This window comes from Chitinibacter sp. GC72, from assembly GCF_009760905.1.
GTDB lineage: Bacteria > Pseudomonadota > Gammaproteobacteria > Burkholderiales > Chitinibacteraceae > Chitinibacter.
The window spans coordinates 261,621-275,224 of record NZ_VIRW01000004.1; the positions used below are offsets into that span (position 1 = coordinate 261,621).

Here is a 13,604-nt window from a genome sequence, read left to right on the forward strand (position 1 = left end):
CCCTCTTGGTCTGCTGCAAGAGCAAACAGTTCCTAATCAGTGATTAATGAATAGCCTGGATATACTCGGAAACGGCTTTAATTTCCTGATCCGACAATTTGGCCGCAATTTCGCTCATCACCTGATTATTGGTGCGCTCGCCAACACGGAAGGCGGTGAGTTGTGCGGTGGTGTAAGACGCATGCTGGCTAGACAGGCGCGGGTATTGACCCGGGATACCCGAGCCAGAAGGGCCGTGACAGGCCATACAGGCAGGAACATTCTTGCTGGCAATGCCACCACGGTAGATTTTCTTGCCCGCTTCGATCAGGTCTTTGTTTGATGCGCCTTTGGCTTTGGGCGTTTGCTGGCTGTAGTAAGCTGCAACATTGGCCATATCAGCGGCTGACAGCGGCGTTGCCATGCCGAGCATGACCGGATTTTTACGCTTTTGCGCTTTGAATTCCTGCAATTGCTTCACGATATATTCTGGGTGCTGGCCAGCCAGGCTTGGATTGGCACTGGCAACGCTATTACCATCGGCGCCATGACAGGCTGCGCAGACTTGATCGACAATTACTTTCCCTTTGGCAGGGTCACCTTTGGTACCTGCGGCAAAAACAGCCGGTGCCATCATCAAAAATGCTGCTAGCTTTACCGCCACAGTCATGCTGCGCATAAATCCGCTCCCATAATTTTAAGCGTACGTCGGTCGTTTGTTTGTGGGTTTTCACCCTAGTATGCCGACGATGGTCTATCAAATGCTGGTATTCTATAGCAAGACCCCGATACAAACCACTATGGCGCTCACAGATGTCCCTATTTCAAGGCCTCACTTTTCTTACTACTGTCAATGATTTAAAAGCACTTCCACCCGAGGGGGTCGAGGTGGCATTTGCCGGACGTTCCAACGCGGGCAAATCAAGCGCTATCAATACGCTGGCCAATCACACCCGGCTGGCCTATGTATCAAAAACGCCTGGCCGTACCCAGCATATTAATTACTTTGATTTCGGCGCCGAGCGCCGTCTGGTTGACTTACCCGGCTATGGTTATGCCGCCGTACCTGAAGCGGTACGCCGCCACTGGCAGGGTTTGCTGGGCAAATACCTTGAAAGCCGCCCGAATCTGATTGGTCTGGTTTTGATTATGGATAGCCGTCGCCCATTGACCGATCTGGATCGCGTGATGCTGGAATTCTTTTTGCCTACGGGCAAGCCGGTGCATTGTGTGCTGACCAAATCGGATAAATTGAATAATCAGGAAAAAGTACTGGCTCTGCGTGGCGTGAAGGATGAGTTTAAAAATAACCCGCAAATTACTGTGCAGCTGTTCTCTAGTTTGAAAAAGCAGGGCGTGGCCGAGGTTGAGAACGTGATTGGTGGCTGGTTTGAAAATGTGCAGCAACAAAGCGAATTGCTTGAGCCGATAGACGGAGAATGATTCTCCTTGCGAATTGAGTCAGGACGGCTATCTTACTCTGTAGGTGCGCCCCTGCACCTCCCGCTTTTCCTCCCTGAGCGGGGCTCCTTGATCGGGAGCAATCTGTGGCCCCAGTCTTGCCAATTTCGGACTGGGGTTTCTTTTTTTCTACGCTTTCCTCGTTGCCCTTGTCTAATACAGGGACGCAGCATATGATTTTTCCCTTAAAACTAAAACTGATCTTGATAGCATCTACTTTTGTTTTGGTGTGTTATCGTTGCTAGTTATGGCTGAGCGCGAAGGCCTGCAGCCTAATCCAGGGGAGTGTCATGTCCAATTTAGCGGGTGTAAAGGTCATGGTAATTGACGATAGCAATACCATTCGCCGCAGCGCTGAAATTTTTCTAGGGCAAGCTGGGTGTGAAGTCATTCTGGCTGAAGACGGGTTTGATGCCTTGGCGAAAATCGCCGATCATCATCCAACCGTGATTTTTGTTGATGTGATGATGCCTCGTCTTGATGGTTACCAGACTTGCTCCTTGATCAAGAAAAACCCCCGTTTCAAGGCTACTCCGGTGGTGATGCTTTCCTCCAAGGATGGCTTGTTTGATCGTGCGCGTGGCCGCATGGTGGGTTCGGATGAGTATCTGACCAAGCCATTTACCAAAGACAGTTTGTTAGCCGCAGTGCGTGTGCACGCGGGGATTGTTTGAATTTTTTATCTATGGACATAAAGCATTATGGCGATCAAAAAGATTCTGATTGTTGATGATTCTCCTACCGAGCGTCATTTTCTCGGTGAGTTGCTCACTAAAAATGGCTTTCAGATCATGACTCTGGAGTCGGGCGAAGAGGCTGTGCTCAAGACCAAAGAGCTGATGCCTGACCTGATCCTGATGGATGTTGTGATGCCAGGCATGAACGGTTTTCAGGCTACCCGCACCATCAGCCGCGATGAAGCGACAAAAAATATTCCGATTATCATGTGCACGTCCAAAAATCAGGAAACTGACATGGTTTGGGCCAAGCGCCAAGGTGCGGTTGAGTACGTCGTGAAGCCTGTCGATTCGCAAGAGTTGCTCAACAAAATTGCCAGTCTGTAATTAACTGGATGGGTGTATCAAATGGCAAAACGCATTAGTTTGCGGGAGTACCAGCAGGGGGTGATGAGCCGATTGCAAAGCGCAGCAGCCGTCGCTCAGGTCGACGCCCGATTGGGGCTAATGATTGGTACCGAAAATTGGCTGGTTGATTTGTCCGACGTTGCCGAAGTGATGCCTGTACCTGCGGTGGCCTCTGTGCCATTGGGCTTTTCTTGGTTTAAAGGCGTTGCCAATATTCGTGGTAACTTGGTCAGTGTGTCTGATTTGCCGGCCTTTTTCGGCATCACCAATCCTGGATTCTCTGCGATGTCACGGCTGATTTTGCTGCAGGCTCGCCATTTGCCTCATGCCGCCATATTGGTCAATCGCATGCTGGGTTTAAAGCATTTGGCGGATTTGACTCCTATACCCCGTTCTGCAGATTTATCGCCATGGACTGGTGACTTATATCAGGATGCGGCAGGCCAGCTGTGGAAAACATTAAATGTCGCGGAGCTGGTTGCACAACCGAGCTTTTTGCAAACAGGTATCGCATAAAAATTAGATCACAACGGATGTGGTTTGGGAGGCTGCAATGGGTGTGTTAGATAAGATTAAAGGGCTTTTTTCCGGTAGTGACCAAGCGGGTAAAACTACGGCTAAAAAGCAGTCATTTGATCCGTCCAGGACAACATGGATTCTGGACAAAATGCGTCTTCCCGAGGCTGGCGATTCGCAAGCACTCAAGCCATTACCTGTGATCGGGCATATGCCACCACGGCAACAAATGGCGATCTTGCTGGTTGTGATGTTGAGCAGCCTTATCCTGTTTGCCCTGACCGCATTTTTATCATTCCGTGCCGCTGAAAATAATGCCCGCCATCAGGCCATTGCAACAGAAATGCAGATGCTTTCGCAGCGTCTGGCTCGTGCGTCCAATCAGGCCGTTCAGGGTAACGCGGATTCGTTTGCCATTCTTGAAGAGGCTTACCAGAAGTTCGACAGCAATTTGCTTGAGTTGACCGATGGTGGCGGTATTTTCAGTTTTTTCCAGGTGTCAGGAAAAGAGCAACTGGATAAATTGAATGAAACCTGGAATTCTTCCTATCGGCCCAATCCTAGCCGTCCAACGGTAGAAACCATTCTTAAACAAAAACCGCAGTTGATTACCATTGGTAAAAGCGTTGACGGTATCAATACAAATGATGCCAAGCTACTTGAGCAGACTCAGCAGCTTACTTCGATGTTGAGCGATGCGGGAGCCAATGCCCGCGAGCTCGATTATGCCAACCAGTTGTCAATGCTGTCTCAGCGGATGTCGAAGAACGCCAATGCCATGCTGGCGTCGGAATTGATCAACCCAGAGGTGGTATTTTTGCTGGGTAAAGACGTTTCAACCTTTAATGAGATTGTGCAGGGTTTCTCTGAGGGTAATGCCGATTTGCAACTGCGTGCAGTTGAAACGGCCGAGCTGGCTGAAAAACTAGAGCAGATTAATGTTCTGTTTAAAGACTTTGAAGTGGTTGTTGCCTCATTCTCCAAAAATATGCAGCCACTGGTGAATACTCGTTTGGCCAATCAGGCGATCGTGCGTGATTCGGATAAGTTGCTCGTTGATTCTGTTGAGTTGGCCGAGCAATATCAAAACAAAGTAGGCGGTTTTCTCGTTGGTATTTTCGAGTTGTTGCTGATTGTGGCCGCATTGAGCTCCCTGCTCTTGCTGGTGCGGGTATTCAATCAGGAATCGGTTAAGCGTCGAATTGCTTCAGAGGCCGAGAATCGCAAGAATCAGGATGCTATTTTGCGCTTGCTCAATGAGATGGGTGATTTGGCTGATGGTGACTTGACCATTCGTGCATCGGTTACGGAAGATCTGACAGGGGCCATTGCTGACTCGATCAACTTCACGATTGAAGAATTGCGTGCGTTGATTACTGGTATTAACCGCGCAACCGAGAAAGTTACATCGGCAACCACGGAAGCGCAGGCCATTTCCGAGCAGTTGCTTGTTGCTGCACAGCGCCAGTCCCAAGAGATTGAAACAACCAATCACAATGTCGAGCAAATTGTGTATTCGATTCAAGGCGTATCAAGCACCGCTGCCGAGTCTGCCCATGTGGCACAAACTTCGCTGACTGTAGCCGAGCAGGGTGCAGATGCCGTGAATAACCAGATTAAAGGTATGGGCGAGATTCGCGAGCAGATTCAGGAAACCGCCAAGCGGATTAAACGTCTGGGTGAGTCATCACAAGAGATTGGCGAGATTGTTGAGTTGATTTCCGATATTACCGAGCAGACCAACGTTTTGGCCTTGAATGCCGCTATTCAGGCCGCTGCAGCTGGTGAAGCAGGTCGAGGCTTCTCGGTTGTTGCCGAAGAGGTTCAGCGCCTAGCCGAACGCTCGGGTGAAGCAACAAAACAGATCGGTGCAATTGTAAAAACAATTCAGGCCGATACACACGATGCCGTTGCTGCGATGGAAGTCTCTACTCAAGGGGTAGTTGAGGGGGCCAAATTGTCTGATGCAGCCGGTACGGCGCTTGCTGAAATTGGTAAGGTGTCTCGTGAGTTGGCACGTCTGATTGAGTCAATTGCACACGAAACTGAAGGCCAGACAGCCTTGGCATCTAAAGTAACAACAACCATGCGCGACATTCTTGCCATTACCGAACAAACCACGCAAGGCACGAAGCAATCAGCTGCAGCCGTTGGTGAGTTAACCGGTTTGGCTGCAGAACTGAAATCTTCCGTTTCCGGCTTTAAGCTGTCCTAATTTTTCTATCCTGAGGGTTGAGCGCTGCCTCAGCCCTTCTTTCATGGGATTCTGCCATGAGCATGCATACTGAATTCGATAAAGGCTCTTTGTTGTGGGTGAACGCTGAAATTGATAGCGCCCTCTCAAAAGCCGGTGATGCGCTTACACTTTTTGTACAGTCGGCAGACGCCGCCAACCTGAAACACTCAGCCAGCTATTTGCATCAGGCCTTTGGCGCTCTAGAGCTGGTTGAGTTGGCTGGTGCGGCGAGATTCTGTGAGGAAATCGAGCAGGTTGTTCTTCTGCTTGAGCGCGGAGAGCTCGATAATTCATGCGTTCCGCAACTGCAGCAAGCCCTGGCAGATGTTAAACAATATCTGATGCGGCTGATGGCTGGCATGCCCAATGTGCCTTTGACGCTATTGCCCGCCTTTCGGGCGCTGGCGCAATTGCGCAATAGCAGTGCTTCGGGTGCTGAGCTGTTTTTTCCCCAGCTGATTCTCGATTTGCCTGCAGGCTTACCAAGCAGTCCTTTGAATGCCCAGGATTTGGTCAAGCATATTCGTCAGCAGCGTACTCGTTACGAAAGTGGTTTACTGCGCTGGTTGAAAGGGCAAAGTGAGGTCAGTGCAGTCATGGCCGCAGCCTTGGCAGATATTGCCAAGGCGCAAAGTCTAAGCGTTCCGCGTACGTTTTGGTGGACTGCCGCAGGGGTCGTGGATGGTTTGGGCAGCAATCGCACAGAACTTGATCTTGAAATCAGGCAGCTATTATTGCGCTTGAATTTGCAGATCCGCCGTTTGACTGATGGTTCAAGCAAAGTTGCTGAACGCCTGTTTCGCGATTTGCTGTATGTCTTGGCACAGATGGATTCGGATAGTCCGCTGGCCAAAGGTCTGGCACAGCAGTTTGAACTGGCTCAGTTATTGCCAAAGCAGCAAGATCTTATCCTGCCTGAAACAATCGCAGCCCAGCAGATTGCTCGTGCTTTGCGTGATGATGTGTTGCAGACCAAAGAGTTATGGTCGCGAGTTGCCAGCGGCAGCTCAGAAAAGATTCCAGCGGTCCAAGCCAGTTTGAAGCAACTGGCAGTAAAGTCGGCTCAACTGCATATTGTCGGCTTTGATTTGTTGTGGGACGCCTTGCTGCAAGCAGCGCAGGCTCCGAATGCCAGTGATGCTCTGGCATTGGAGATCGCAACTGGTCTATTGCTGGCAGAAAATGCCCTGCTGATTTTCCCTAGCCAGTCTGATGATTATCTGGAGCAGGTCAATGCGCTGATTGCGCGCTTGAATGATCCTGCTGCGAGTCTGGATTTACCACAACTGGACGAGGTGAGCCGCGAAGCCCAGGAAAGAATGTTGCTCGGTCAATTGTCGCATGAAATCCGCAGCAATTTGCTCGGGGTGGAAGAAATTCTGGATGCCTATTTCCGGGATCTCACTCAAGGTGCGAGCTTGACCCAGATTGAACCGATGCTGCACCAGATTCAAGGTGCATTGATGATGCTGGAGCGTCAGACCGCGGTAGAGCTATGTCAGGAGTGCCTGTCGCGGATTGCTAATTATATTCAATCTGCCGAAGTGCCTGAGCAGTCACAATTGGAAGAACTTGCGGAAGCATTATCGGCACTGGGCTTTTATGTTGATGACATGGCCCAGCAGCGTGAAACTCAAGACCAACTGCTGCCTGCCTTATCACGTTTGAGAGGGGCAAATCTTCCTGAGGCTGCAGTTCAATTGCCTCTCCCAGAAGCCGCTTCTGCGCTGGAAATGGAATCCGAAGCGCCTGCCGTTGTAGTAGAAGAGAAGCTACCATCAGTGCCGATTGGGGATGATCCAGTTAATAAGCCATTGCCTGTTTCTGAGGCGGCAATGGACGCCGAACTGCTGGAAATTTATCTTGAAGAAGCCGTTGAGGTGCTGGCGGCAATTTCGGCCAATATTGAGATTTTGTCGCTCGATCCGCAGAATAACGAAGCAATCACCATTATTCGCCGCAGTTTCCATACCTTGAAAGGTAGCGGCCGGATGGTCGGATTGTTCCAGCTTGGTGAGGTTGCATGGGCTATCGAGCAGGTCATGAACAAATGGCTGCAGCTCGAAAAGCCGGTTTCTAGGCGACTGCTCAGCCTGCTACAGCAAACCCACACGGCTTTTGTGCATTGGGTTGAACAACTACAACAAAATGGCCAGGTTATTGTTGAGTCCAGCGCCATTGAAGCTGAAGCCAATACCTTGCGTCAGGATGCAGATCAGGACTCTGAACTTGATGAGCCTACTGCCGGTACACCACTTGAGTTAAGTCTTGAGGACGATGCGAAAGAAGAAGCCAGTCTGGATATTGGTGGCGTTAGCGTTTCACCGATTCTATTCAGTATTTTCTGCGAAGAGGCACAAAAGCATATTCAGGCCATGCAGCATGGTGTTGCGGTATTGGCTGAAACCAAGCAAGTTGAGCCGCAGTTTATTCTTGCGGCTCATACTCTGGGCGGCATCGCATCAACGGCAGGATTTCTGCCGCAGGGTGAGCTTGCTTATGCGGTCGAGCACGCTTTGCAGCAATTGGGTCAAGATGCAGTAGAGCAGGTTGGATTGTTTGCTGATGCAACTGATGCGCTACACGGCATGCTCTCCAGTATTTTGCAGCAAGAGCCGCCCGCAACAGCCCCTCATTTATTGGCGTTGTTTGCTCAAATCCAGAATCAGGAGCCTGCCCTAGAGCTTGCCGCCGAGCAGGAACAATTACCCCTGCCTGATACCTTGCCGGTAGAAAATATATCGCCTGAAACGCAGATAACTACCGAAATTGGTGAGTTGCTACTCGATTTGCCGACAGAAACCGAAGTGCCTGAATGGATTGGTTTGTCCGAGTCTTTGGAATTAAGCGAAGAGTTGGCAGAACTTTCGCTGGACTTGGATCTGGGTGAGGCAACACCATTGCAAGCAGAAGCAGAAGCAGAAGCAGAAGCAGAAGCAGAAGCAGAAGCAGAAGCAGAAGCAGAAGCAGAAGCAGAAGCAGAAGCAGAAGCAGAAGCAGAAGCAGAAGCAGAAGCAGAAGCAGAAGCAGAAGCAGAAGCAGAAGCAGAAGCAGAAGCAGAAGCAGAAGCAGAAGCAGAAGCAGAAGCAGAAGCAGAAGCAGAAGCAGAAGCAGAAGCAGAAGCAGAAGCAGAAGCAGAAGCAGTTCTTTCCGCATTGATCATGCCGGAAGCTCTGGCAGATGTGGTTCCACATGATGCTTCGCCTGTGGCGCAATTGTTTGCACCAGTGGACGAGCCGCGTGCTGTGAATGCACTTGAACTTGATGCTACGCTTAACGACGATATTGATGAGCAGTTATTGCCGATTTTTATCGAGGAATCGGAAGAGCTCCTGCCTTTGATTGGCGAGGATATTCGCAATCTGGCGCAAGGCGACGACGCAGAGCTGATTTTCAAACGACTCAAACGGACTCTGCATACACTCAAAGGTAGCGCCCGCATGAGCGGTGCAATGCGCATGGGTGAAGCTGCGCACATCATGGAGTCACGCCTGATCGACAGTCAGGCGAGCGATCCTACGCTGGTGGCTCGTCTGGAGGCTGACTACGATATCGTGCTGGCACTCTTTGCCGAACTCGCTAAGCCAGCGATTGCTGCTCAGGAAAAACCTGAAGTCGAGCAAGCCCAGGTTTCGCCAGTGATGCCCAAGCTGTTGGCTGCCGCTGACCCTGATAATAAAACAGTGATTCGGGTTAAATCCGAATTGATTGATCAATTGGTTAATCAGGCCGGTGAGGTTGCCATCTCCCGCACCCGAATCGAGTCGGAAATGATTGCTTTCAAGTCATCGTTGATCGACTTGACTGAAAACGTGGCGCGTTTGCGGGCCCAGTTGCGCGAGCTGGAAATTCAGGCCGAATCACAGATGCAAGCGCGTGAAAAAGAAGTGCAGGACATGCACCGGGAGTTTGATCCGCTGGAGTTTGACCGTTTTAGCCGTCTGCAGGAAGTAACGCGCTTTATGGCCGAATCGGTTAATGACGTGGCCACGGTGCAGCAGAACTTATTGAAAAACCTCGATGAATCATCGGCGGCACTGTTGGCTCAATCGCGAATGACCAAAGAGTTGCAGCAAAGTCTGATGCGTGTACGGATGGTACCTTTCTCCAGTGTTTCCGAGCGCTTGTACCGTTTGACCCGGCAAGCTGGCAAGGAAGTCGGCAAAAAGGTCAATCTGGAGTTGAAAGGTGGTCGCGTTGAAATTGACCGTGGCGTACTCGATAAAATGATTTCGCCATTTGAGCACATGCTGCGTAATGCGATCGACCATGGTCTTGAGACCAGCGAAGAGCGTGTTGCCAATGGCAAGTCGGAATTTGGCGAGATCCAGATCGAGGTCCGGCAGGAAGGCAATGAGCTGGTATTGTTGCTCAAGGATGATGGACGTGGTCTGGATATTGCCCGCATCCGCCAGAAAGCCTTGGAGAAAGGCTTGATCGCAGCGGATCAAACCATGTCTGACGCTGATGTATGCCAGCTGATTTTCGAGCCCGGTTTTTCTACGGCCTCGACGGTGACTCAGTTGTCGGGTCGTGGTATCGGCATGGATGTTGTCAAGAATGAAGTCAGCAATCTGGGCGGTAAAATCGACGTGGCTACCGTGGCTGGCCAAGGAACAAGCTTCACGATCCATCTGCCGCTCACACTGGCTGTCGCACAGGTCTTGCTGGTAAAAGGTGGCGACCGGTTGATTGCCATTCCATCGGTGATGGTGGAGCAGGTTCAGGAGCTCAAGCAGGAAGCTCTGGCTGACCTCTACAAAAATCAGGCGCAGGAATGGATGGGGCAGCGTTATCGCTTTGCCTACTTGCCGCGTTTGCTCGGCGATATTGACGCTGTTCCTGAGCAAAAGCGCTATTCCACTGTAGTGTTGCTGCGCTCTGGAGCCGAGCGTATTGCCTTGCATCTGGATCAGTTGGTTAAAAACCAGGAGGTCGTGGTTAAACCGATTGGTCCGCAACTGGCGCGTATTCCCGGTGTGGTTGGTGCCACTGTACTCGGTACTGGCGAGATCATTCTGATTATGAATCCGCTGGCTTTGTTGGCACAGTCAACGCAGATCGCTAGCTCGGTGCAGCAACATGCCAATACTGCTGATGTACAAGCATCGCAACCGACCATGCCGGAACAACTGGCTACTGCACCTGTGGTGATGGTTGTTGATGACTCGCTCACCGTGCGCAAAATCACGGGTCGCTTGTTGGCACGTGAAGGCTTCCAGGTGGTCACGGCCAAAGATGGTGTCGATGCCTTGCAGCAATTGCACGATGTGAAACCGGCCGTGATGTTGGTCGATATTGAAATGCCGCGTATGGATGGCTTTGAATTAACCCGGAATGTCCGGGTTGCTGATGACACGCGCCATATTCCTATCATCATGATCACGTCGCGTACTGCGGATAAGCATAAGAAATATGCTTTTGATCTGGGTGTGAATGCCTATCTGGGCAAGCCATATCAGGAAGATGAACTATTGGGCATGATCCGTCAGTTCATCGCCGAAGGTGTGCCTGCATAGATTGGGCAATTGGCGACAAAAGCTAAAACCCTGCGCGAGCAGGGTTTTAGCTTTTGTGCTTAATCAACGCTATAGTGAAAGACTAGGGTGGATGGCTGGTTTAACTATGCCTGTAGTGAATTTACCGATGACCGACGATCTGCAGCGCAAGCTGGATGAACTGCTGGCTGAAGGCCTGGCCTGGTTTGTGCCGGATTGCGCGCGTACGGTGGAACTGATGGCCGATGCTGTTCGGTTGGCTCAGCAATTGCAGATTCTCGACAAGGAAGCGCAGGCGCAGCTGCTGCTGGCTCGTAGCCACTGGGCCTTGGGCAATTTGGCCGATGGGCATGCAGCCATCGCTCGTTTGCTGGTGTTGGATGCCAAAATCAAACACCCCCGCCTATCTGCAGAGCTTGAGCTCACCCGCGGGCGGCTGTATTTCTCTGGCAGTGAATATGGCGCAGCGCTAAAAAGTTGGATGAGTTGCCTGAGAAAATCATTGAGTATTCAGGCTGTTGATCTGTATATCGAGGCCTGCTTAGGGGTTGGCAATGTCTATTTCGCGCATCAGCAAGCGGGCGATGCCCTGCGCTGGCATGAAATAGCACTGGAATTTGCTTTGCAGGTCAATGATCAGGATTTGCTGACCGAAAGCTATTTGCATACTGTCGCAGACATGAATGCACTGGGGCATTATGAGCTAGTGCTGGCGCTCTCGCACAAAGGGGAAGCCGCTTTTCTCAATACCCGGCACCCGGCCTGGCTGGCGGACTGGTATAGCTATCGCGGCGAAGCCTATCTGGCTTTGAGTCAGCTCGACGCAGCCAAGGATTGGCTATACCGAGCTTGGGAAATTAACCGGAAAACCAGCTATTTGTGGAGTCAGTCGCTCAATTTACTCAATCTGGGCAAGGTGTGTGTTGCTTTGCAGGATTATCCCCAAGCAGCTGAGTTTCTTGAGCTGGCGCGCCACAAAATTGCTTCAATTGGCGCATTAACCTTGATGCTCCGGGTTTACTCGCAATTGTCCGAATTAGGGCAGTTGATGGGTGATCATGAAATGGCCTGGAAAAACCGGCGAAAATATCATGAGCTGGCCATTCAGAATGCACAGCAATTAGCCAAAGACAAGCTCAATACCGCGCTGGAGCGCCGCATTCGCGAACTGGATACCCAGTTGATGGTTTTGCAAACCAGGCAGGAAAACGTCATGCTGCGCCAGCAAAGCAATGCCGATTCGGAATTGCTGCAAACCTTGCGTAATGCGTCCTTGCAAGACCCGCTGACTGGCATCGGCAATCGTCGGCAGCTGGATCAGGAAATGCCGGTGCTCTTTCAACGCTGCCGCGAAGAGCAGCGTGCCTTGTCGGTATTGATGCTGGATCTGGACCATTTCAAAGCTGTGAATGACACGTTTGGACATGCGGTGGGTGACGAAGTGATCCGGGTTGCGGCGACTATTTTGCTGCAAACCTGCCGGGGCGGTGATTTGCTCGCCCGTTTTGGTGGTGAAGAATTTATCCTGCTTCTGCCCGGTGCGGCTGCCAATGTGGCAGTCGAGGTCGCCGAGCGGATTCGGGCCCGGCTGCAAAATTATAGCTGGAGCGATATACACCCGCAGCTGCAGGCCACCTGCAGCATTGGTGTGGCCGAGCTGTGTGGCGAGATCGATTGCAATGAATTGCTCCAGCACGCCGATCAGGCGCTGTACCGCGCCAAGCGGGATGGCCGAAACCGTGTGGAGTCTTATGTATGAGCCCGGACGAATTTGACCTTGCGCTGCCCGAATTAAAACAGACCATGCTGCAGGAAAAAAAACCGGAGCTGATGACGCAAGCCATCGAGCAAGCCAAGCGCATACCTTATCCGCAGGGCCAGGCTGTCGCTTTGCTCTATCGCGGCGAATATCTGATTGATCTTGGTGAGCAGCCCGTTGCCGCCCTGAAAGATTTTCGTGAAGCCGGGCTGATTGCCCGCCAGCTGCGCAACTGGAGCCTTCTGGCACAAACGCTGCACTGGCAGGCGCAAAGCCAGCTGCTGCGTGGCGAATACATGCGCGCGCTCGATGTCTGGCTGCAGGCTTTACAGACCGCAATCGAGGCCGAGGACAGCCGTGCCTTTATCCGTGGTTATTCCGGTGTGGCGCAGGTGTGTCTGGTATTTAACCAGCTCGATATTTCGCTTGAATATCAGCGCCGCGCACTGGCGCTGGCCAGCAGTATTGACGATATTGCATTGAATATTGATTGCCTGCTGGCGCTGATTGCCACTTGCTACCGGCGCCAGCAGTACGATGAAATGCAAACCCTGCTCTCGCGCCTGCAGCAAAAGCTCCAGCTTCGTCCGCATCTGGAAACCCAGGCCGAATTTCACATCTACACCGGGCTGATTTATCTCGATCAGGATCAGCTTGAGCTGGCCAACGAGCAACTGCAGCTGGCCCGGGTGCTGGCCGAACAATGGGGTGGCTTGTGGTGTCGCTCGTATGTGGCGCTGATTCTGGGACGGATTTATTTAAAGCAGCAAAAATTGCTCGAGGCGCGCGCAGCGCTGGAATTATGCCTGCAGCTAGGCGAGCAGATTCGTGGCTTTGCCATGGGGCAGCAAGCCCATCAGCTACTGGAAACTTTATGTGCCCAGCAAGGAGATTACGAAGGCGCGCTGGTGCATCTGGAATACGCCCATGCCCAGCAGCTGGATTTGTTCCAGCGGCAAGCCGAGCGCAAATTGACCCGGGTATTTCAAAAACCGCTTAGCCAGATTGAATTGTCATTGCGGCTGGAGTTAAGCCGCTTGCGTTACACCTGATTACTGATTGATCGAGAG

9 protein-coding genes are annotated in these 13,604 nt (G+C 51.5%); 8 read left to right on the plus strand and 1 reads right to left on the minus strand.

The genetic code is table 11. From position 1 onward, the window contains the following. Nucleotides 1-43: 43 nt before the first annotated feature. The gene (locus FLS37_RS06150) at nt 44-658 is read right to left on the minus strand and encodes a cytochrome c (protein ID WP_157315070.1); all 615 of its coding nucleotides are present in this window, start codon (nt 656-658) and stop codon (nt 44-46) included. 134 nt (nt 659-792) lie between these two features. On the opposite strand from FLS37_RS06150, the gene yihA reads away from it, so the two are divergent. The 8 genes from yihA to FLS37_RS06190 all read left to right on the plus strand — a co-directional run bounded on the left by yihA (nt 793) and on the right by FLS37_RS06190 (nt 13,586). Next, nucleotides 793-1,422 carry a ribosome biogenesis GTP-binding protein YihA/YsxC gene (yihA, locus tag FLS37_RS06155; RefSeq protein WP_157315071.1) on the plus strand — a complete coding sequence of 210 codons (630 nt, stop codon included), beginning with the start codon at nt 793-795 and terminating at the stop codon, nt 1,420-1,422. Between the two features lie 308 nt (nt 1,423-1,730). Then, a complete protein-coding gene (gene pilG / locus FLS37_RS06160; protein ID WP_157315072.1) occupies nt 1,731-2,114 on the plus strand; it encodes a twitching motility response regulator PilG in 384 nt (127 codons plus the stop codon). Between the two features lie 27 nt (nt 2,115-2,141). Then, a complete protein-coding gene (locus FLS37_RS06165) occupies nt 2,142-2,504 on the plus strand; it encodes a PleD family two-component system response regulator (protein ID WP_157315073.1) in 363 nt (120 codons plus the stop codon). 63 nt (nt 2,505-2,567) lie between these two features. Next, nucleotides 2,568-3,041 (plus strand): chemotaxis protein CheW, encoded by a 474-nt coding sequence (locus FLS37_RS06170; RefSeq protein ID WP_157315074.1) that lies wholly within the window; start codon nt 2,568-2,570, stop codon nt 3,039-3,041. 37 nt (nt 3,042-3,078) lie between these two features. After that, nucleotides 3,079-5,256: a methyl-accepting chemotaxis protein gene (locus tag FLS37_RS06175; RefSeq protein ID WP_157315075.1), complete on the plus strand. Its 2,178-nt coding sequence runs from the start codon at nt 3,079-3,081 to the stop codon at nt 5,254-5,256. A gap of 56 nt (nt 5,257-5,312) precedes the next feature. Continuing rightward, nucleotides 5,313-10,796, plus strand: a complete 5,484-nt coding sequence (locus tag FLS37_RS06180) for an Hpt domain-containing protein (protein WP_157315076.1) — start codon at nt 5,313-5,315, stop codon at nt 10,794-10,796. A 91-nt stretch (nt 10,797-10,887) separates the two neighbouring features. Beyond that, nucleotides 10,888-12,534 (plus strand): diguanylate cyclase, encoded by a 1,647-nt coding sequence (locus tag FLS37_RS06185; RefSeq protein WP_157315077.1) that lies wholly within the window; start codon nt 10,888-10,890, stop codon nt 12,532-12,534. Further along, a complete protein-coding gene (locus FLS37_RS06190; RefSeq protein ID WP_157315078.1) occupies nt 12,531-13,586 on the plus strand; it encodes a hypothetical protein in 1,056 nt (351 codons plus the stop codon). Before FLS37_RS06185 ends, FLS37_RS06190 begins: the two co-directional genes overlap by 4 nt. The last annotated feature ends 18 nt before the right edge of the window (nt 13,587-13,604 follow it).

What these genes read in the sequence shown, in the direction of transcription:
- FLS37_RS06190 (WP_157315078.1), top strand. Translation starts at nt 12,531, where the DNA reads ATGAGCCCGGACGAATTTGACCTTGCGCTGCCCGAATTAAAACAGACC.
- FLS37_RS06185 (WP_157315077.1), top strand. Translation starts at nt 10,888, where the DNA reads ATGGCTGGTTTAACTATGCCTGTAGTGAATTTACCGATGACCGACGAT.
- yihA (WP_157315071.1), top strand. Translation starts at nt 793, where the DNA reads ATGTCCCTATTTCAAGGCCTCACTTTTCTTACTACTGTCAATGATTTA.
- FLS37_RS06175 (WP_157315075.1), top strand. Translation starts at nt 3,079, where the DNA reads ATGGGTGTGTTAGATAAGATTAAAGGGCTTTTTTCCGGTAGTGACCAA.
- pilG (WP_157315072.1), top strand. Translation starts at nt 1,731, where the DNA reads ATGTCCAATTTAGCGGGTGTAAAGGTCATGGTAATTGACGATAGCAAT.
- FLS37_RS06165 (WP_157315073.1), top strand. Translation starts at nt 2,142, where the DNA reads ATGGCGATCAAAAAGATTCTGATTGTTGATGATTCTCCTACCGAGCGT.
- FLS37_RS06170 (WP_157315074.1), top strand. Translation starts at nt 2,568, where the DNA reads ATGAGCCGATTGCAAAGCGCAGCAGCCGTCGCTCAGGTCGACGCCCGA.
- FLS37_RS06180 (WP_157315076.1), top strand. Translation starts at nt 5,313, where the DNA reads ATGAGCATGCATACTGAATTCGATAAAGGCTCTTTGTTGTGGGTGAAC.
- FLS37_RS06150 (WP_157315070.1), bottom strand. Translation starts at nt 658, where the DNA reads ATGCGCAGCATGACTGTGGCGGTAAAGCTAGCAGCATTTTTGATGATG.